This window comes from Nocardia sp. NPDC052316 (assembly GCF_044547795.1).
GTDB lineage: Bacteria > Actinomycetota > Actinomycetes > Mycobacteriales > Mycobacteriaceae > Nocardia.
The window spans coordinates 1,058,808-1,082,226 of sequence record NZ_JBIUBB010000001.1; the positions used below are offsets into that span (position 1 = coordinate 1,058,808).

A 23,419-nucleotide genomic window follows, 5' to 3' on the forward strand; every position below is an offset into this window, starting at 1 on the left:
GTACCCGCGGGCCAGCTGAGTGCCCGCGAGGTACAGCTCACCCGCGACACCGACCGGCACCGGCCGCAGTCGCGAATCCAACACGTACACCTGGGTGTTGTAGACCGGCGCGCCGATCGGGACCGTGTCGGTATCGGTATCGACGACCTCGTGGAAGGTGACGTCGACCGCGGCCTCGGTCGGCCCGTACAGGTTGTGCAGCGCCGCACCGGTCAGCTCACGCAGTCGGTGCGCGGGCTTGGGCGGCAGCGCCTCACCGGAGGCGAACACCAGTCGCAGCGAATCACACTGCGCCGCAGCGGCATCGGCGACGAACACGGCCAGCATCGACGGCACGAAGTGGGTGACGGTGATCCGCTCGGTGCTGATCACCTCGGCCAGGTACGCCGGATCGCGATGGCCGTCCGGCTTCGCGACGACCAGGCGCGCACCGATCTGCAAGGGCCAGAAGAACTCCCACACCGACACGTCGAAGGTGGCAGGCGTCTTCTGCAGCACCGCGTCGGTGGTGTCCAGCCCGTACGCGGACTGCATCCACACCAGGCGGTTCACGATCGCCGCGTGCGAAACACCGACGCCCTTGGGTCGACCGGTGGAGCCGGACGTGAAGATCACATACGCGGTGTTCGACGGGCGCAACGGTGTCCGGCGATCCGCGTCGGTGATCGCCGCTTCGGAAAGCCCACTCAGATCGAGCAGGTCGATGCGCACCTGCGCGGTATCGATGTCGAGATCGGTGCCGGAGGTCAGCACACACACCGGATCGGCCGTGGCCAGAATGTATTCCGTGCGCTCGGCCGGGTGATCCGGGTCCAGCGGCACGTAGGCGCCACCGGCCACCGCGACCGCGTACATGCCGACGACGAGATCGATCGAGCGCCGCATACCCAGCGCCACATACGATTCCGCGCCGACACCGCGGGCGATCAGCCAGCGGGCCAGCTGGTTCACCCGTCCGGCGAACTCGTCATATGTCAGCGTCGCGTAGCGACCCAATGAGGGGTGGTGGTCGGGCGACGGGTGGGCCAGATGTGTCCCCTCGAAGCTCAGCGCGGTCGCCTCGGGCGTGCGTGCGGCCTGCTCGTAGAACTTCGAGACGAGCGTCGCGGCCGAATCCACCTCGTGCGCGGTGTCGTTCCAGCCGGACACCACGAGCTCACGCTCGGCGGTGTCGAGCAACTCGATATCGCCCACCGACACCGTCGGTTCGGCGGTGATCGCGGTCAGCACGCGGATCAGCCGGTCGGCGATGCGCCGCACGGTCTGCTCGTCGAACAGGTCACGCAGGTAACCCGCGCGGATCCGCAGTCGCGAATCCAACTGTGCGATAAGGGTCAACGGGTAGTGCGTGGCGTCGGCCGCGTCGAGGCCGACCACCGCCATACCGTCGATGTCGGACGCCTGTTCCTGCAGTCCGGCGGCGTCCACCGGGTAGGACTCGAACACCACCAGCGTGTCGAACAGACCACCGATGCCCGCGGCGGACTGGATGTCGGCGAGGCCGACGTAGTGGTGATCGAGCAGATCCGCCTGCTCGCCCTGGGTACGGGCCAGCAGCTGCTGGGCGGACTCCGCCGGGTCGAAGCGCACCCGCACCGGCACGGTGTTGATGAACAGGCCGACCATCGACTCCACGCCGGACAGGTCCGCGGGCCTGCCGGACACCGTGGTGCCGAACAGCACGTCGTCCCGGCCAGTCATCCGGCCGATGAGGATGCCCCACGCGGTCTGCAGCACGGTGTTCGGCGTGACGCCGAGCGAGCCGGCCAGCGCGGTGAGCCGCGCGGTGGCGGCCTGGTCGAGCTCGAAGAAGTACTCGCCGGAGAGCGAGGTGATCTCGCGCCCGGCATCCGGGCGGGCCAGCAGCGTCGGCTCGGTGACACCGCGCAGCGCATCGGCCCACGCGGCCACCGAGGCCGAATGATCCTGCTGCGCGGTCCATTCCAGGAAGTGCCGGTAGGACCGCACGGCGGGCAGCACGCTGGTGTCCGCGTGCGCCGCGTACAGCACGAGCAGGTCCTGCATGAGCAGCGGCATGGACCAGCCGTCGAGCAGGATGTGGTGGTTGGCCACCACGAACTGCCAGCGGTCGCGCGCCACCTGGATCAGCGTGAAGCGGATCAGCGGCGGCTCGGTCAGGTCGAAGCGCTGCGTCCGGTCCGCGGCGATGAGGTCGTCGCCGTCGCCCTGCTCGATCCGGTCGTGCTCGGACCAGGCGACCCGGACGCTGTCCAAAACCACCTGCACCGGGCTGCCGTCCCGATCGGTGACGAACGCGGTGCGCAGATTCTCGTAGCGGTCCACCAAAGCCTGTGCGGCCGAACGCAACCGGGCCGCGTCCACCCGCCCGGTGAGGGTGAGCACCGCCTGCGCGGTGTACACGTCCACCGAGGTGGCGGCGAGCCTGGCGTGGAACAGCAGACCGGCTTGCAGCGCGGACAGCGGCCAGATATCGGCGAGGTTCGGGAAGCGCCGCTCCCAGCCGTCGATATCGCCCTGCGTGCTGCGCACCAGCGCGAAGTCCGACGGCGTGTGCCCGCCCGCGCCGGTCGAATTGGCGTGCCGGGCAACCGCTTCCAGCGCGGTCGTCCAGAGTTCGCCGAACTCGCGCACGGCGGCGGCATCGAGCAGCGTGGCCGGGTAGCCGATGTTCGCGGTCAGCTTGTCGCCGACCACGATCGCGTTGACGTCCAGCGGCGCCATCGCGGGCATGTCCGCGTCGTAGGCCCCGCCCAGCGCGCCGAGCTCGGCGGCCGGGATCCAGCCGAAGCCGCGCAGCGACTCCGGCACATCGCCCTCGGCGACGCGGCCGAGGTAGTTGAAGCTCACCTGGCCGGGCAGCTCGACGGGCAGTTCCGCGGCGGTCTCCGGGTTCAGGTAGCGCAGCAGGCCGTAACCGACACCCTTGTCCGGCACCGCGAGCAGCTGCTCCTTGACCGCCTTGACCGCCTGACCCAGTGCGGGTCCGCCGGCCAGCGCGGCATCGATGTCGATGCCGGACAGCTCGAAGCGGACCGGGAAGATCGCGGTGAACCAGCCGACCGTGCGCGAGAGGTCCGCGCCGGGCACGATGTCCTCTTCGCGGCCGTGGCCCTCCAGGCGGATCAGCAGCGACTCGTCGCCGCGGGTGCCGGCCCGGCGCGCCCGCCACTTGGCGGTCGCCAGAGCCAGCGCGGTGAGCAGGCCGTCGTTCACGCCGCCGTGGAACAGGGCGGGAACCTTGGTCAGCAGCGCCTTGGTGACCTCGGCGGACACCTCGACCTGCAGCTTCTCGATGACACCCGAAGTGTCGATCGCCGGGTCCATCGGACGCTCGGTCAGCAGCGGATCGGCCGCGTCGACCACCGAGCGCCAGTGGTCGAGCTCGGCGACCCGCTCGGCACTGCGCGCCTCGCGTTCGAGCGCGTGCGCCCAGGCTCGCATCGAGGTGGCAGGCGCGACCAGCTCGGGCTGCTGGCCCGCGGTGCGCTGGCCCCAGGCCGCGACGAAGTCCGGCACCAGGATGCGCCAGGAGACACCGTCGACCACCAGGTGGTGGCCGACGACGATCAGTCGTCCGGCGCGCTCGCCGCTGGAAGGCTCCAGCCAGACGAACCGAATGACGACGCCCGCAGCGGGATCGAGGCGATCCAGCGAGGAATCCAGTGCGGCGGAGGCGATCTCGATCAGCTCGGCATCGTCGGCGGCGGCGTCGAAGGTGACGTGGTCGACCAGTGCGTCCACGTCGACGGTGCCCGCGGCGGCGGTTTCGAGGATCCACTCCCCCTCGACCTGCCGCAGGCTCGCCCGCAGCATGTCGTGCCGGTCGATCACCGCGCCGACGGTCGCGACGATGCCTGCCCGGTCGATGCCGACCGGCAGTTCCAGCGCGAGGGTCTGGTTGAACCGGTTGAACGAACCGCGCCGCTCCGCCATGAACCGCACCACCGGGGTCAGCGGCATCGGGCCGACGCCGCCACCGGGCAGTTCGGCCAGCACAACGGCCGAAGCCGCTGCGGCGTCGGCGGTCTCGGCCACCGCGGCCAACCCGGCCACGGTGCGCTGCTCGAAGACGTGCCGTGGGCTGAAGACCACCCCGCGCGCCTTGGCCCGCGACACCAGCTGGATGGAGACGATGCTGTCGCCGCCCAGTGCGAAGAACGAGTCGTCGACGCCGACCCGCTCCACGCCGAGCACCTCGGCGAAGACCTCGGCGATGGTCTGCTCGACCGGCGTGCGCGGCGCCCGGAACACGACCTCGGTCGCGAACACCGGCTCCGGCAGCGCCTTTCGGTCCAGCTTGCCGACCGGGGTGAGCGGTACCCGATCGATCACCATGATCGAGGACGGCACCATGTACGCGGGCAGCCGCTCCTCGACGAAGGCGGTCAGCGTCGCGACGTCGATCGATCGGCCCGGCGCCGCAACGACATACGACACCAGCGAGGTGGCGCCGGCCGAGCCCTTGTGGCCGACGGTGACCGCGAAGTCGACGCTCTCGTGCGCGGCCAGTGCCGCGTCGATCTCGCCGAGCTCGATGCGGAAACCACGCACCTTGACCTGGAAGTCGGACCGGCCGACGTACTCGACCTCGCCGCCGCGGGTCCAGCGGACCACGTCACCGGTGCGGTACATCCGCGCGCCGGGAACCGCCGGGTTCGCCACGAAACGGTCGGCGGTCAGGCCGGGCCGGGCGTGGTAACCGCGGGCCAGCTGGATGCCCGACAGATAGAGCTCACCCGCGACACCCACCGGAACGGGCCGGAGCTGGGCGTCCAGGATCAGCGACTGCATGCCGCGGGTCGGGCCACCGATGGTGACCAGATCGCCCGGCGTCAATGCGTCGCTGATATTGGTCATGATGGTGGTCTCGGTGGGGCCGTAGCCGTTGTGGAAGCGCCTGCCCGAACCGTCCGGCGCGCCACCCCACTTGGTGACCAGGTCGGCGGGCACCGCCTCACCACCGGCCACGATCACCCGCATGTCGGCCAGGGCGGCCGGATCGAGCGAGGCGAGCACCGACGGCGTGATGAACGCGTGCGTGACGCGCTCGGCGCGGATCAGCTCGGCCAGTTCCTCGCCGCCGTACACACCGGGCGGGCAGACCACCAGGGTGCCGCCGCGGCCGATCGCCAGCAGGAACTCGAGGATCGAGGCGTCGAAGCTCGGCGACGCGAAATGCAGTGCGCGCGTGGATGAGTCGACGTCGTAACGAGCGTTCTGCTCGTCCCGGAAGTTGGCGAGACCGGCGTGGGTGACCACGACGCCCTTGGGCACACCGGTGGAACCGGAGGTGTAGATGACGTAGGCGGGGTGCACCGGGCTGACCGGCCGCACCCGATCGGCATCGGTGATCGGGGCCGCGTCGAAGCCGGACAGGTCGAGCTCGTCGAGCACCAGCCATTCGACCGAGTCCGGCAGGTCGGCCCGCACCGAGGTGACGGTCAGGCCGACCGGGGAGCCCGAATCGGTGACCATGTGCGCGATGCGGTCGGCCGGATAGGTCGGGTCGATCGGCACGAACGCCGCACCGGACTTGGCGACCGCCCATTCGGCGAAGTAGGAGTCGTCCGAGCGCGGCACCGCGACCGCGACCAGATCCTCGGTGCCGAGGCCACGCTCGATCAGCAAGCGGGCCAACCGGTTCGAGCGTTCGTCGAGCTCGGCGTAGGACGTGGTCCTGCCCTGGAACACGACGGCGGGGGCCGCCGGGTCGATGGCGGCGGCCTCGGCAAGCAGCTGCGGCAGCGTGCGCGGCGGCGTGGCCTGCGCGCCGGTGCGCGCGGTCAGGTCGGCCCGCTCGACGGCGTCGAGCACGTCGATCTGACCGACCGCGACGGCCGGGTTCGCGGCGATCGCCTCGAGCACCCGCTGCCAGCGCTGCGCGATCTCGGCCGCGGTCGACTCGTCGAACAGGTCGGTGGCGTAGGTGAGCGCCAACGCCATCCCGGCGGTGCCGGGTTCGCCCTGCTCCGAAAGGGTGAACTGCAGGTCGAAGCGCGCCACGTTCTCTTCGAGATCGAGCGCCGACACCGAGAGGCCGGGCAGTTCGAGGGTGGTGCGGTCCAGGTTCTGGAAGGCCAGCATCACCTGGAACAGCGGGTTGCGTGCCTGCGAGCGTTCCGGTGCGAGCAGCTCTACCAGGCGTTCGAAGGGCACGTCGGCATTGCCGTAGGCGTCGAGGTCGGTGCGCCGCACCCGATCGACCAGCTCGGTGAACGATTCACCGGCATCGATTCCGGTGCGCAGCACCAGGGTGTTGACGAACATGCCGACCAGGTCGTCGAGCGCCTGCTCGCCGCGGCCCGCGATCGGTGTGCCGACCGCGATGTCGTCCGCGCCGGACAGCCGCGACAGCAGCACGGTGAGCGCGCCGTGCAGCACCATGAACAGCGACGCACCGCGCTGGCGCGCAATGTCTTCCAGCGCCGCGATCAGTTCGGCGGGCAGCTCGCGGTGCAGCGTCGCGCCGCGCAGCGAGGCGATCGCCGGGCGCGGCCGGTCCGTGGGCAGGGTCAGCTCGTCCGGGACACCGTCGAGCACGCGCTGCCAGTGCGCCACCTGGCGCGCCATCAGCGAGTCCGGATCGTCCTCGGTGCCGAGCACCTCACGCTGCCAGACCGCGAAGTCGGCGTACTGCACGGCCAGCGGCGCCCACCCGGGCGCGCTGTCCTGGGTGCGGGCCGAGTAGGCGAGCATCACGTCGCGGGTCAGCGGCCCCATGGAGAAGCCGTCGGCCGCGATGTGGTGCACCACGACGACGAGCACGTGCTCGTCCTCGCTCGCGCGGTAGAGCCGGGTGCGCAGCGGAACCTGTTCGGCCACATCGAATCCGGTGGTGACGAAGTCGGTCACCACGGCGGTCAGATCGGCCGGATCCACCTGCACCGGATGCAGGTCGAGCGCGATGTTCTCGGCGGGCACGATCACCTGGACGGGGGTGCCACCGTGCTCCGGGTAGCGGGTGCGCAGCGATTCGTGCCTGCGCACCACATCGGCCACCGCGAGCCGCAGCGCGGCCACGTCGAGGGCCCCGGTCAGCCGGATGGCGATCGGCAGGTTGTAGGCCGCCGAGGAGGTGTCGTACTTGTTCAGGAACCACATGCGCTGCTGCGCGAACGACAGCGGCACCAGCGCGTCGGCCTGCCGAGGCCGGGCGACGAGGCGAGCACGGGCGGCACCGTCGGCGTGCGACTCGACCCTGGCGGCCAGCGCCGCCACGGTGGGTGCCTCGAACAGCGCGCGCACCGCGACCGTGGTGCCGAGCGCGGCGCCGATGCGGGAGACGACCCTGGTTGCGTTGAGCGAGTTGCCGCCGAGCTCGAAGAAGTCGTCGTCGACGCCGACCCGCGGCAGGTCGAGCACCTCGGCGAACACCGCGGCCACGGTTTCCTGCACCGGGGTGACGGGCGCGCGGAACGCACGGGCCTGCACGGCGGGCGCGGGCAGCGCGCGCCGATCGAGCTTTCCGTTGACGGTCAACGGAATCCACTCGAGCCGAACCAGCGCGGAGGGCACCATGTACGACGGCAGCCGCTCGGCGGCGCCGTCGCGGACCTGGTCGAGCACCGGGACCACATCGGGCTCGGCCACCACGTAGGCCACGATGCGCTGATCACCAGGCTGGTCCTCGCGCACGATGACCGCCGCCTGGGCGATGCCGGGCTGGGCCAGGATCGCGGACTCGATCTCGCCGAGCTCGATGCGGAAGCCGCGCACCTTCACCTGATCGTCGGCGCGGCCGAGGTATTCGAGCTCGCCGAAGCGGTTCCAGCGCGCGAGGTCGCCGGAGCGGTACAGGCGCGAGCCCGCCGCGTCCGAGCCGCCGAGCGGGTTGGCGACGAACCGGGTGGCCGACAGATCGGGACGGCCGAGGTAGCCACGCGCCAATTGCGGTCCCGCGACGTACATTTCGCCCGCGACGCCGACCGGGACCGGCCGCAGCCGGTTGTCGAGCACGTACACCCGCAGACCTGCGATGGCCCGGCCGACCACGCTGCCGGAGGCGGCCGCGATGGTCTCGGCGTCCAGCGCGCGGTAGGACACGTGCACCGTGGTCTCGGTGATGCCGTACATGTTGACCAGCAGCGGCGCCGAATCGCCATGGCGGGCAACCCAATCGGCGAGCCTGCGGAGCTCGAGGGCCTCACCGCCGAACACCACGTAGCGCAGGGCGAGCGGCGCGGCGTCCGGCGCGGCGTTGCGATCGGCTTCGGCCAGTTGGTAGAACGCGGACGGGGTCTGGTTGAGCACCGTGACCCGTTCGGCGCGCAGCAGTTCCAGGAACTGCTCGGGCGAGCGCGAGGTGTAGTAGTCGACCACCACGAGGGTGCCGCCGAACAGCAGCGGGCCCCACAGCTCCCACACCGAGAAGTCGAAGGCGTAGGAGTGGAACAGCGTCCACACGTCGTCAGGGCCGAAACCGAAGTCCCGATCGGTATTCGCGAACAGCCGCACCACATTCCGGTGCGCGACCGCGACACCCTTCGGCCGGCCGGTCGAGCCGGAGGTGTAGATCACGTACGCGACGTGGTCGGGCGAGAGCGCCGCGTTCCGGTCGGCGTCGGTGATCGGCGCATCGTCGGCGTCCTCGATATTGCCGGTCTCCACGGCGAAGCCGTCCAGCACCACGCTCGGCAGTTCCACCGGCACCGTCACCTGGACCGTCGAGTCCAGGATGACGCTGGTCGGCTGGGAATCGGCGAGCACGTAGGCGATGCGCTCGGCCGGGTAGGTCGGGTCGACCGGCACGTAGCCCGCGCCCGTCTTCACCACCGCGACCAGCGCGACCACCAGGTCCAGCGAGCGCGGCAGGATCACCGCGACCAGCGACTCCGGCCCGGCGCCGTCCGCGATCAGCCTGCGCGCCAGCACATTCGCGCGCCGGTCCAACTCGGCGTAGGTCAGCGTCTCGACGCCGAAGCGGGCCGCGATGCGGTTCGGGTGCGCGGCGACCGCCGCATCGAACACGGTAACCAGTGTGGTCTCGGAATGCTCGAAAAGGCCTGCGCCGCCGTCCATCCCGGACGACACCCAGCGCTGCGAGACATCGAGGCGTTCGGCCTCGCCGAGCAGATCGATATCGCCGACGGCGATCTCGGGATCCTCGGCGACGGTCTGCAGCACGCGCACCAGGCGGTCGGCGAACGAGGCCACCGTCTCCGGGTCGAACAGTTCGGTGGCGTAGTTCCAGGACATGGCCAGCGCGCCGTCCGCGGTCTCGCCGACGGTCAGCTGCACATCGAACTTGGCGGTGCCCTGGTCGAACTCGACGACGTCGAGGTCGAGGCCGGGCAACTGCACGGTGCCCATCTCGGCGGCCGAGGCCGCCTCGAAGGTCAGCGCCACCTGGAACAGCGGGTGATGCGCCTGTGAGCGGGCCGGGCTGATCACATCGACCAGTCGCTCGAACGGCACGTCGGCGTTGCCGAAGGCGGCCAGATCGGTCCGGCGCACCTGCTCGAGCAGGTCGCTGAACCGCGCGGCCGGGTCCACTTCACTGCGCAGCACCAGCGTGTTGACGAACATGCCGACCAGGTCGTCGAGCGCCCGCTCGCCACGTCCGGCGATCGGGGTGCCGATGGCGATATCGGTGCTGTTGGACAGCCTGGCCGCCCACGCGGCCAGCGCGGCGTGCACGACCATGAACAACGTGACGCCGCGGCGGCGGGCCAGCTCGGCCAGTGCGGCATGCAGTTCGGCATCGACGGAGAAGCCGTGCGTGCCACCGGCATTGGAGGCGATCTCCGGGCGCGGGCGGTCGGCGGGCAGCTCGATCTGATCGGGCAGATCGCGCAGTTGCTCGACCCAGTAGGCGATCTGCTCGGCCGCCACCGACTCCGGATCGTGCTCGACGCCGAGCACGTCGCGCTGCCACAGCGCGTAGTCGGCGTACTGCACCTCGAGCGGCGCCCAGGCGGGGGTCTCGCCCCGGCTGCGCTCGCTGTAGGCGACGACCACGTCACGCAGCAGCGGCCGCAGCGAGAAGCCGTCGGCGCTGATGTGGTGCATCACCAGCACCACCACGTGATCGCGCTCGTCGAGGCGGAGCAGGCTTGCGCGGAAGGCGATCTCGCGGGTGACGTCGAAGTGGTAGCTCGCCAGCTCGACGATGCGCGCGGGCAGCTCGGCCGCGGTGACCGGCTCGGCGGTGACCGCGACGGGCACCTCCGAGACGGGCAGGATGCGCTGGTAGCCGGTGCCTTCCACCTCGGGGTAGACGGTGCGCAGCGCCTCGTGGCGGGCCAGCACGTCCCCGAGCGCGGCATTGAGCGCCGCGACATCGAGGTCGCCGGTGAGCCGGATGGCGACCGGGATGTTGTTGACCGCGGTGCGGTTGTCGAACCGGTTGAGGAACCACATCCGCTGCTGGGCGAGCGAGAGCGGCACCAGATCGGTGCGCTCCTGCGGCACCAGCGGCGCCCGGCCGCCCTGTCCCGCAGCCGTCTCCACCCTGGCGGCGAGCGCGGCGACACTGGACGCCTCGAACAGCACGCGCACCGGAACCTGGGTATCCAGCGCCTCGCCGAGTCGCGCGGCCACCTGGGTGGCCACCAGCGAGTTGCCGCCCAGCTCGAAGAAGTCGTCGTCCAGGCCGACCCGCTCGACACCGAGCACGGCGGCGAAGGTGTCGGCGACGATCTCCTGCACCGGTGTGCTGGGCGCGCGGAAGGTCTTGGCCGCGAACGTCGGTTCCGGCAGCGCCTTGCGGTCCAGCTTGCCGGAGGGGTTCAGCGGGAACTCGTCGAGCTCCACGTAGGCCGAGGGCACCATGTACGCGGGCAGCTGCCCGCCGAGCGCGGCCTTGACCGACTCGACGTCCAACGCGCGGTCCGGGTTACCGACCACGTAGGCGACGAGCTGATCACCGGTCCGCTCGTCGGTGCGCACCAGCACCACCGCCTGCGACACCGATTCCAATGCGGTGAGCGCGTTCTCGATCTCGCCGAGCTCGATCCGCAGACCACGCAGCTTCACCTGGAAGTCGGTGCGGCCCAGGTACTCCAGCTCGCCGTCGGGGGTCCAGGAGACCAGGTCACCGGTGCGGTACATGCGCTCGGCCTCGCCGAACGGGTTCGCGACGAACCGCTCGGTGGTCAGGTCCGGGCGGGCCACGTAGCCGTGTGCCAGCTGCGCACCGGCCAGATACAGCTCGCCGGGCACGCCGACCGGGACCGGCCGCAGCCGCGAATCCAGCACGTACACCTGGGTGTTGAACACCGGGGCGCCGATCGGCACCGAGCTGGTGTCGGCCTCGGTCACCTCGTGGAAGGTGACGTCGACGGCGGCCTCGGTCGGGCCGTACAGGTTGTGCAGCCTGGCGCCGGTCAGCGCGCGCAACCGCTGCGCGGTGACCGCGGGCAGCGCCTCACCGGAGGCGAAAACGTTACGCAGAGTGCCGCATTCGGCCGCCCGCTCCTCGGCGACGAACACCGAGAGCATCGACGGCACGAAGTGCACCGTGGTGACGCGCTCCTCGATGATCAGGCGCGCCAGGTAGGCGGGGTCGCGGTGGCCGTCCGGCTTCGCGACCACCAGGCGCGCGCCGACCTGCAAGGGCCAGAAGAACTCCCACACCGACACGTCGAACGTCGCAGGCGTCTTCTGCAGCACCACGTCGTAGGCCGCGAGGCCGTACTCGGCGTGCATCCAGACCAGCCGGTTGACGATGGCCGCGTGCGAGACCGCGACACCCTTCGGGCGGCCGGTCGAGCCGGAGGTGAAGATCACGTAGGCGGTGTTGGCCGGGCGCAGCGGCTTGTGCCGGTCCGCGTCGGTCAGCGGCGCGTCGGAGAACTCGGACAGGTCGAGCTGATCGATGCGCACCTGGCGCGAGCCCGTCGACTCCAGATCAGTGCCGGAGGTCAGCACGCACACCGGGCGCGCGGTCTCCAGGATGTAGTCGGTGCGCTCGGCCGGGTGATCCGGGTCGAGCGGCACGTAGGCACCGCCCGCGGCGTTCACCGCGTACATGCCGACCACGAGATCGATCGAGCGACGCATGCCGAGCGCCACATACGATTCCGGGCCGACGCCGTTCTGCTTGAGCCAGCGCGCCAGGCGATGCACCCGCGCGGCGAACTCGGCGTAGGACAGACTTGTCCCCTCGAAGGTCACCGCGTGTGCGTCGGGCGTGCGCGCGGCCTGCGCTTCGAACAGCGAGACCAGGGTCGCGGCGGCGTCGCCGACCGGCGAGGTCAGTGCCGCGTCCACCGGGAATTCGGTGTCGTTCCACTGCTCGACGACCAGCGCGCGCTCGGCCGGGTCGAGCAGCTCGATATCGCCGACCGCCGCCGTGGGCGCGGCGGCGACCCCGCCGAGCACGCGCAGGAAGCGCTCGGCGAAGGTGTTCGCGAAGGCCACATCGAAAAGGTCGGTGGCGTAGAGCAGTTCGGCGTCCATCGCCGCTTCGGTGCCCTGCACCTCGCTCAGCGTGAGTTGCAGGTCGAACTTCGCGGTCGGCTGGTCGATGCCGAGCTCGGACACCGTCAGGCCGGGGAGCTCGAGCGACGCGCGGCCCAGGTTCTGGAACGACAGCATCACCTGGAACAGCGGATGCCGCGCCTGTGACCGGGCCGGGTTGAGCACCTCGACCAGCCGCTCGAACGGCACATCGGCGTGCGCGAAGGCCTGCAGGTCGCGCTCTCGCACCTGCGCCAGCAGGTCGGCGAACGACGCGTCGGTGTCGACCTGTGCCCGCAGCACCAGGGTGTTGACGAACATGCCGACCAGGTCGTCGAGGGCCTGCTCGCCACGGCCCGCCACCGGAATGCCGATGGCGATGTCGTCGGAGCCGCTGAGCCGGGCGAGCAGGGCCGCGAAGGCGCTGTGCACCACCATGAACAGCGTGGTGCCGTGCGCGTGCGCGACCCGGTTCAGCTCGTCGATCAGCTCGCCGGGCACCCGGAAGCGGTGTGTCCCAGCCTGATACGACGCGACGGCGGGCCTGGGACGCCCGGCCAGGCGCAGCTCGTCGGGCAGGCCGGCGAGCGCGGTGCGCCAGTAGTCGAGCTGCTCGGAGATCAGCGAGGTCGGATCGTCCTCGGAGCCCAGGGTCTGGCGCTGCCACAGCGCGAAGTCCACGTACTGGACCGCGAGCGGCGGCCAGCCCGGCTCGGACGCCGAGGTGCGCGCCACGTAGGCGGTCATCAGATCGCGGACCAGCGGGCGCATCGAGAAGCCGTCCGCCGCGATGTGGTGCACCACGACCACCAGGACATAGTCCTGGTCGCCGAGCTGGTAGGCGCGCAGCCGCACCGGCGGCTCGGCCGTCACGTCGAAGCCGCGCTCGACGAATTCGTACATGGCGCCGAGCAATTGACCCTCGGCGACCGGGAAGACCTCCAGATCGGGGATCGCCCTGGTGGCGGGCAGCACCCGCTGGTAGGCCAGGCCGTCCTGCGACGGGTAGACGGTGCGCAGCGATTCGTGCCGCGCGACCACGTCGGCGACCGCGCCGCGCAGCGCGTCCAGATCCAGCGCACCTTCCAACCGCACCGCGGCCGGAATGTTGTTGGCGGCGGAGTCGGCGTCGAAGCGGTTGAGGAACCACATCCGCTGCTGCGCGAGCGAGAGCGGCGGGTGCTCAGGGCGCACCTGTGCCGTGAGCGCCTGGCGCGCACCGGTTCCGGCCCGCGACTCGACCCGGGCGGCCAGCGCGGCCACCGTCGGCGCCTCGAACAGCGCGCGCACGCCGACCTCGGTGTCCAGCGCAGCGCTCAGCCGCGCCACCACCTGGGTGGCGACCAGCGAGTTGCCGCCGAGCTCGAAGAAGTCGTCGTCCACGCCGACGCGCGGCAGCCCGAGCAGCTCGGCGAAGACCTCGGCGACGATCTCCTCGATCGGGGTGGCGGGCGCGCGGAACCGCTTGGCCTCGAACACCGGAGCGGGCAGCGCCTTGCGATCGAGCTTGCCGCTGGCGTTGACCGGGAAGGCGTCGAGCACGACCAGCGCGGCCGGAATCATGTAGCCGGGCAGCGATTCGGCGAGCGCGGCCTTGACCGCGTCCGGGTCGATCACCGAATCCGATTCGGCGACAACGTAACCCACCAGCTGATCGCCCGCGTGCGGGTCGGTCCGCACCACGACGACCGACTGGGCGACCCCGGGCTGCGCGAGCAGCGCGGCCTCGATCTCGCCGAGCTCGATCCGCAGACCGCGCAGCTTCACCTGGAAGTCGGTGCGGCCCAGGTACTCCAGTTCGCCGTCGGCGGTCCAGGTGACGAGGTCACCGGTCCGGTACATCCGCGCGCCCGGGGCACCGTACGGGTTGGCCACGAAGCGATCCGAGGTCAGGTCCGCCCGGCCGAGATAGCCGACGGCGAGCTGATCGCCCGCGAGATAGAGCTCACCCGCGACACCCGGTGCGACGGGGTGCAACCTGGCGTCGAGCACGAAGACGCGGGTGTTCCACACCGGCCTGCCGATCGGCACCGAGACCGTATCCGCGTCCGTCGCTTCGTGATAGGTGACGTCGACGGCGGCCTCGGTCGGGCCGTACAGGTTGTGCAGCCTGGCGCCGGTCAGCTCGCGCAGCCGCTGCGCGGTCTGCGCGGGCAGCGCCTCACCGGAGGCGAACACCTGCCGCAGCCGCGAGGACGGGTAGCCGTCCGCGTCGCCGGACTCGGTGCCGAGGGTGGACACGAACACCGAAAGCATCGACGGCACGAAGTGCGCCGTGGTGATGCCCTGCTCGGCGATGAGCTGCGCCAGGTACACCGGGTCGCGATGGCCGTCCGGCTTCGCGACGACCAGGCGGGCGCCGGTCTGCAAGGGCCAGAAGAACTCCCACACCGACACGTCGAAGGTGGCGGGCGTCTTCTGCAGCACGGCGTCGGCGGGCCCGATCGGGTACTCGTGCTGCATCCACAGCAGCCGGTTGACGATCGCGGCATGACTGACCGCCACACCCTTCGGGCGGCCGGTCGAGCCCGAGGTGAAGATGACGTAGGCGGTGTTGTCCGGCCGAAGCGGCTGGGTGCGTTCGGCATCGGTGATCGGCGCACCGCTGGAGGCGGCCATGCCGGGCACGCCCTCGATGCCCTCGATCGCGATGACCGAGACCTCGCGCTGCAGGTCGATGCCGAACCCGTCGGCGGACCGGTACAGGATCATCCGCGGGCGCGCGGTGTCCACGATGTGGTTGATCCGGTCGGCGGGCTGATCCGGGTCCAGCGGCACGTACGCCGCACCGGTCTGCAGCACCGCGTACATCGCGATGACCAGCTCGTTGGAGCGGCGGATCGACAGTGCGACAAGCGATTCCGGGCCGACACCGGCCTTGATCAGCTGCCTGGCGATGCGGTTGGCCCGCACCTGCAGTTCCCGGTAGGTGAGCCGTTCCTCGTCGAAGACCAGCGCCACCGCGTCCGGCGTCGCCGCGGCCTGCGCGTCGAACAGCGAGACCAGCGTCTCGGCGGGCACCTGGTGCGCGGTGTCGTTCCAGTCGACCAGCACCCGCGCCTGCTCCGCGGGCGCGAGCAGATCGATGTCGCCGATCGGCACCGTCGGGTCGGCGGTGACCGCGGCGAGCACGCGATCCAGGCGCCGCGCGAACGCGGCCACCGTGTCCTGGTCGAAAAGGTCTTCGGCGTAGGAGAATTCGGCCGACATGCCTGCCGCGTCGCCCAGCTCGTCCTGGGTCTCCTGCAAGGTCAGCTGCAGGTCGAACTTGGCGAGGCGCGCGTCGTAGTCGATGCCGTTGACCGAGAGGCCGGGCAGTTCCAGGCTGGCCTGCCTGGTGTTCTGGAAGGTCAGCATCACCTGGAACAGCGGATGCCGCGCCTGCGAGCGGGCCGGGTTGAGCACCTCGACCAGCCGCTCGAACGGCACGTCCGCGTGCGCGAAGGCGTGCAGATCCTTCTCCCTGGCCTGCGCGAGCAGGTCCGCGAAGCTGGCCGCGCCGTCGACCTCGGTGCGCAGCACGAGCGTGTTGACGAACATGCCGATCAGGTCGTCCAGCGCGGCCTCACCGCGCCCGGCCACCGGGGTGCCGATGGCGATGTCGGCGGTGCCGCTGGCGCGGGCCAGCAGCACGGCCAGCGCGCTGTGCATCACCATGAACAACGAGGCGTTGTGCCTGCGGCCCAGATCGACCAGCGCGCGCTGGGTTTCACCGGAGATGACGAACGGGTAGGTGCCGCCGCGATAGGACGCCGTGGCGGGCCGCGGCCGATCCGAGGGCAGCACCAATTCGTCGGGCAGATCGGCGAGTTCGCGGGTCCAGTACCGAATCTGGTTGGAGATCAGCGAACTCGGGTCGTCCTCGGAGCCGAGGACCTCGCGCTGCCACAGCGCGTAGTCCGCGTACTGGACGGGCAGCGCCGACCAGGCCGGCGCCTCCCACGAGGTGCGCGCGGCGTAGGCCACCATCACGTCGCGGGCCAGCGGGCCCATCGACCAGCCGTCGGCGGAGATGTGGTGCACCACCATGCCGAGCACGTACTCGGTCTCGCTGATCTCGAAAAGCCTTGCGTGCAAGGGCACTTCGTTGGTCACATCGAACGCCATCGAGGCGAGCTGGACCAGGTGGTCGATCAGGTTGTGCTCGGTCACCGGCACCGGCGTCAGGTCGGGCACGATCTGTGCCGCGTCCAGCACCACCTGCACCGGCCCGGTCTTGGTCTCCGGGAACACGGTGCGCAGCGACTCGTGCCTGTCGATCACGTCGATGACCGCGACCTGCAGCGCGGCCACGTCGAGGTCGCCGGAGAGCCGGATGGCGACCGGGATGTTGTTGACCGCCGAGGCGGTATCGAACCGGTTGAGGAACCACATCCGCTGCTGGGCGAGCGAGAGCGGCACCTCCTCCGGGCGGTTGCGGGCCACCAGCGCCTTGCGCGCGCCGTCACCGGCGTGCGACTCCACCCTGGCCGCGAGCGCGGCCACGGTGGACGCCTCGAACAGCATGCGCACCGGAACACGGGTGTCCAGCGCGATGCCGAGCCGCGAGGCGACCTGCGTCGCGATCAGCGAGTTGCCGCCGAGCTCGAAGAAGTCGTCGTCCACGCCGACCCGGTTGATGCCGAGCACCTCACCGAAGATCTGCGCGACGATCTCCTCGATCGGCGTTGTCGGCGCCCGGAATTCGCGCACCTCGAACACCGGCGCGGGCAGCGCCTTGCGGTCCAGCTTGCCGGACGGGTTGAGCGGGAACGCCTCGAGCACCACGATCGCCGACGGCACCATGTAGGCGGGCAGCGTGCGATGCAGCGCGTTCTTGATGTTGTCGATGTCGACCGGGCCCGCCGGAGTGACCACATACGCGACGAGCTGGTCGCCCGCGACGGTGTCCATGACGAGCACGACCGCCTGGGTGACGGCCGGGTGGTCGAGCAGTGCGGCCTCGATCTCGCCGAGCTCGATGCGCTGGCCGCGGAACTTCACCTGGAAGTCGGTGCGGCCGATGTACTCCAGTACGCCCGCGGCGCCGACCTCGGGGTCGCGCGGCTCGACCCAGCGCACCAGGTCACCGGTGCGGTAGAGCCGGGCGCCCGGCGCGCCGAACGGGTCGGCGACGAAGCGTTCCGCGCTCAGGTCGGGGCGGCCGTGGTAGCCGCGGGCGGTCTGCACGCCGCCCAGGTACAGCTCGCCCGGCACACCGACCGGGACCGGAGCCAGGCCCGCGTCGAGCACGTAGGCCTGCGCGTTCCACACCGGGCGGCCGATCGGCACCGAGCTGGGGGCCACCTCGTTGAGGTGCCAGGCGGTGGCGTGCACGGTGAACTCGGTCGGGCCGTACAGGTTGTGCATCGCGGCGGTGGAGAACTGCCGGAACGCGGTGACGGTGGCGGGCGGCAGCGCCTCACCGGCGACCAGAACCGCGCGCAGCGAGGCACATTCGGCGGTCGACGCGGCACCGGCGAACACCGAGAGCATCGACGGCACGAACGAGGTCATGGTGACGTGGTGGCGGCCGATGATCTCCGACAGGTACATCGGATCGCGGTGCCCGTCCGGCGCGGCGATGAGCATGCGGGCGCCGACGGCCAACGTGCCGAACAGTTCCCACACCGACACGTCGAAGGTGACCGGTGTCTTCTGCAGGATCACATCGGCGGGGCCGATGCGGTATTCGCCGGTGATCCAGGCGATCTGGTTGAGCACGCTGGCGTGGCTGACCGCCACACCCTTGGGCCTGCCGGTGGAGCCGGAGGTGTAGAGCACGTAGGCGGTGTTCGCGGGGCGCAGCGGGCCGCGACGCTCGGCGTCGGTGACCGGCTCGTCGCCGAACTCGCTCAAGTCCAGGGTGTCGAGGGCGAGTACCGGGCAGTCGGCCGACTTGACGTCATCGGACAGGGTGGTCAGCACGCACACCGGCGTGGAGCTGGCCAGCACGTAGTCGGTGCGCTCGGCCGGGTGATCGGGGTCGATCGGCACGTAGCCGCCGCCGGCGGTCATGGTGGCGTAGATGGCGATCAGCATGTCCACCGAGCGGCGGATACCGACGGCCACCAGGGTTTCCGGGCCGACGCCCTCGGCGATCAGCTTGCGCGCCAGGCGATTCACCCGAGCCGAGAACTCGGCATACGTCAGCTGTACCTGCGGGCCGAACTCGCCCGCGCTGCGGGTGCCGCCGTCGAACAGCACCGCGATGTCGTCCGGCCGTAACCGGACCTGTTCCTGGAACAGGTCGAGCACGGTCGCCGCGGGCAGTTGGTGTGCGGTCTGGTTCCAGCCGGTGAGCACGGTGGTGCGTTCGGCGTCGTCGAGGATGTCGATGTCGCGGACCGCGGTGTGTGGTGTGCTGACGGCTGCTTCGAGCACGCGCAGGTAGCGGCGGCCGAACTCGGCAACGGTGGCGGCGTCGAACAGGTCGGTGGCGAAGGAGACCACGGTCGCCATGCCCGCGGGTTCGCCGTGGGCGCCGCGTTCTTCGGTGACGGTCCACTGCAGGTCGAACTTGGCGATGTCGACGTCGAGTTCGTCGGCGGTGACCGAGAGGCCGGGCAGTTCCAGTGTCGCGTGCGACATTTCCTGGAACGACAGCATCACCTGGAACAGCGGATGCCTGGCTTGGGAGCGGGTCGGGTTGAGCACCTCGACCAGGCGCTCGAACGGCACGTCGGCGAAGGCGAACGCGGCGAGGTCGGTTTCCCTGGTGCGGGCGAGGAACTCGGTGAACGGCTCGCTGCCGTCGACCTCCGAGCGCAGCACCAGCGTGTTGACGAACATGCCGATCAGGTCGTCGAGGGCCTGCTCGCCACGCCCGGCGACCGGGGTGCCGATGGCGATGTCGTCGGTGCCGGACAGGCGGGCCAGCAGCACGGCCAAGCAGGCGTGCATGACCATGAACAGGCTGACGCCCTGTGCGCGGGCCAAGCCCGAAAGCCGCTGGTGCAGTTCGGCGTCGATGTCGAAGCCGACCCGGCCACCGCTGAAGCTCTGCACCGGCGGGCGGGGGCGGTCGGTGGGCAGGTCGAGCTGATCGGGCAGCCCGGCCAATGCCCTGCGCCAGTAGGCGATTTCGCGGGCCGCCATCGAACCGGGGTCGGACTCGGCGCCGAGCAGCTCGCGCTGCCAGACGCTGAAGTCCTGGTACTGCACCGGCAGCGGCGCCCAGCTCGGCGCCTGCCCCGCGGCGCGCGCGAGGTAGGCCGCGGCCACATCGCGGGCCAGCGGCCCGAACGAGAAGCCGTCCGCGGCAATGTGATGCACCACGAACGCGACCGCGTAATCGGCGGCACCGTTGCCGTTGCCGCCGGTCACCGCGTAGACCCGGACCCGGATGGGCAGCTCGCGGGAGACGTCGAATCCGGTGGACGCGAACGCGGTGAGCACACCTTGGAGCTCGGCCTCGGCGATCGGCTCGACCGTGATGCCCAGATCCACCTGATCCATCGGCAGCACCTGCTGGTAGCCGCCGTCACCGGACTCGGGGAAGATCGTGCGCAGCGATTGCTGGCGCGCGACCACGTCGGTCAGCGCGGCCTGCAACGCGTCCAGATCGACCTGGCCGCGCAACCGCACCACGAACGGGAGGTTGTAGGCGGGCACCGTCGAGTCGAACTGGTTGATGAACCACATCCGCTGCTGGGACAGCGACAGCGGCACCCGCTCGGGCAGCTGCTGGGCCACCAGCGGCGGCCGCGCACCCTCGGTGGCAGAGGCGTTCTCGGCGCGGGCGGCGATCCCGGCCACGGTCGGCGACTCGAACAGCGCCCGCACCCCGATCTGGGTACCGAACGCCGCCCCGATCCGCGAGACCACCTGGGTCGCGACCAGCGAGTTACCGCCGAGGTCGAAGAAGTTGTCATCGATGCCGATGCGGTCCTGGCTCAGCACGTCGGCGAAGATGCCCGCCACGATCTGCTCGGCCTGGGTACGCGGGGCACGGAAACTGGTCTCGTCCACGCTGAACACCGGCTCCGGCAGCGCTTTACGGTCCAGCTTGCCCGAGGTGTTGAGCGGGAAGGCGTCCAGCACCATGATCGAGGCGGGCACCATGTAGCTCGGCAGCTTCTCGGCCGCGAACCTGGTCAGCTCCGTCGGATCGACCGAATGCCCCGGCGCGGGAACCACATACGCCACCAACTGCTGACCGGTGGCGGTATCCATCACCAGCACCACAGCCTGGCTGACCGCCGGATGCGCCAGCAGATCGGTCTCGATCTCCCCGAGCTCGATCCGCTGACCACGGAACTTCACCTGGAAGTCGGTACGGCCGATGTACTCCAGCGTGCCCGCGTCGTTCCAGCGCACCAGGTCACCGGTGCGGTACATGCGTTCGCCGTTGGCCGACAACGGGTTCGCGACGAAGCGGTCCGCGCTCAGATCCGGGCGGCCACGATACCCACGGGCCAGCTGACGGCCACCCAGGTACAGCTCACCCGGTGCGCCGATGGCGGCCGGGCGCAGCCGCGAATCCAGCACGTAGACCGAGACATTCCACTCCGGGATGCCGATCGGCACGGTCACCGTGTCGGCGGCGGTCGCCTCCCAGTAGGTCACCGAGACCGCGGCCTCGGTCGGGCCGTACAGGTTGTGCAGCCCGGCCGAGGTAATCGCTCGGAAACCGGCGGCGGTCTCCGGCGGCAGCGCCTCGCCGATCACGAAAACCGCTCGCAGCGTGGCACATTGCGCCGGGGTCGCGTGCGCGACGAACACCGTCAGCATCGACGGCACGAAGTCGGTCACGGTGACCCCGTGCCGCTCGATCATGTCCGCGACGTAGAGCGGGTCGCGATGGCCGTCGGGCGCGGCGATGACCAGCTTCGCCCCGACCAGTAACGGCAGGAAATAACCCCACAGCGACACGTCGAACGTGGTCGCGGTCTTCTGCAGGTACACGTCCTCGGCGGTCAGCCGGTACTCGTCGAGCATCCACAGCTGCTGATTGACGATCGCGTGATGGGTCACCGCAACGCCCTTGGGGCGACCGGTCGAACCCGAGGTGTAGATGACGTAGGCGGTGTTGTCCGGACGCAGCGGCGCGAGCCGATCCGCGTCGGTCACCGGATCGGCCGAGTACCCCGACACGTCCAGGGTGTCGATCCGCACCTGCCGCACCGACTCCGGCAGCTCCAGCTCGTCCGCGGACAACGTCAGCACACAGACCGGTGCCGCGCTGTCGAGGATGTAGGCGGTGCGATCGGCCGGATGATCCGGATCGATCGGCACATACGCGCCACCGGCCTTCAGCACCGCGTGCATGCCGACGACCAGCTCCAACGACCGCCGCATACCGAGGGCGACCAGCGATTCCGGGCCGACCCCGTCGGCGATCAGGTACCGGGCCAGCCGGTTGACCCGCGCGTCGAACTCCGCGTACGTCAGCGTCGCGCCCTCGAAATCCAGAGCGATGTTGTCCGGCGCCACCGGCATCTGCGCATCGAGCAGCGCGGACAGCGTGGTGACCGGCACGTCCTCGGCCGAGTCGTTCCACTCCAGCAGCGAACGCTCCCGCTCGGCCGCTGTGGTGAGGTCAAGCGCCCAGATCGCGGCGTCCTGGTCGGCCGCGAGGAACCGGTCGAAGAACTCGAGGAAGCGCGAATGATGCCGCCGTGCTTCGTCTTCGGTGTAGAGGTTCGGGTTGGTCTCGAAGTCGATGTGCGAGCGGGTGCCCGCGACCGACTGGTAGAAGTTGACGCCGAGGTCCTCGATGCTGCCGGTGGACAGCACATGCAGCTGGCCGACCATCGGGCCCATCACCAGCTCGTCGTGGAACAGCATGATGTTGACCCACGGACCGAAGAACTCGGTGGTCACCACGCCGTCACCGGCCGCGTCGCGGCGGATGTCCTCGTGCCGGTAGCGCTGGTGCCGCAGCGCACCCGACACCGCCACCGTCACCTGCTGGAGCAGTTCGCCGACGGTCGTGCCGTGCCCGACGTGCAGCCGCAGCGGCACAATGTTCGACGAGACACCGCCGGAGCGGCGCATCGCCGCGGTGGTACGCGCGGTCACCGGCAGGCTCAGGATGACGTCCTCGACGCCGTTCCACTGCGCCAGGTAACCGGCGAACGCGGCGAGCAGCAGCCCGGCCGGCGACGAATCATGGCGCCGCACAGCCGCGTCGAGCAGCGCGTTCTGGTCGTCGGACAGGGCGGCGCTCGCGATGCCGTTGATCGCGGCGGGCGGGGCGGACCGGCCGGTCAGGCTGGTGCCTTCCTCCAGCCCGGCGACCCGCTCGGCCCAGTACTCCCTGTCGGTGCCGAAGCGCTTGCTCTCGCGGTAGGCGATCTCCTGCTCATAGAGCGTGCGCAGATCGGTGGCCTTGGACGCGGCGGGCTCGGTGCCGTTGACGGCGGCGGTGTAGAGCTCGGCGATCCGGTTCAGGTTGGTCATGGCGCCGAAGCCGTCGAGCGCGATGTGGTGCGCCCGCGAGTACCAGTACCAGTGGTCGTCGGCCAGTTGCAGCGCCGCGATCGTGATCAGCCGGTCGGTGGTCAGGTCGATCGGGCGGCTGTACTCGGCCCGCATCCACGCCATCGCGGCCGCGGCCGGATCGGCCTCGTCACGCAGGTCTACATAGGTGACGTCGTCGTAGTCGGCGATGCTGTGATCGATGAACTGCAACGGCTCGCCGTCGCGTTCGACAATCCGCAGGAAGCCCGATCCCAGCTCGTTCGAGGTGTCGATGCTCGCCTGTTTCAGGATCTCGACATCCAGCACACCGTGCAGATCCACGTACTGCGCGATGTTGACCGGCACCTGCGGGTCGACATGCTGCGCGTACCAGATGCCCAGCTGTGCAGGAGACAGCGGGAAGTAGTCCGAACCAGCGTGCGCCCGTTCGCCACCAGCTTCGCCGTTTCCGCCGAAATCCAGCCGGTCCAACCGTAACCTCGCTTCCGGAACACCACGCAAGCGCTCCCCGACGACACCCGGACAGGACGCTCACCTATCCCAGCGTGGCGCCCGCGTCTCGGGGTTCAATTCTCATAATCAATCAGGCAAAAAAGCTCATTGGCACTATCTGTCCGCCAGGGTGACCTTGTTA

General features: G+C 70.2%; 1 protein-coding gene (running past one end of the window). It reads right to left on the reverse strand.

Features of this window, described 5'->3' with window-relative positions:
- Positions 1–23,256: the 5' portion of a non-ribosomal peptide synthase/polyketide synthase gene (locus ACIHA7_RS04845; protein ID WP_397285598.1), read on the reverse strand. The gene continues 20,616 nt to the left of window position 1, outside the view; only the first 23,256 of its 43,872 coding nucleotides appear in the window; its start codon is at positions 23,254–23,256; the stop codon falls past the left edge of the window.
- Positions 23,257–23,419 lie beyond the last annotated feature (163 nt).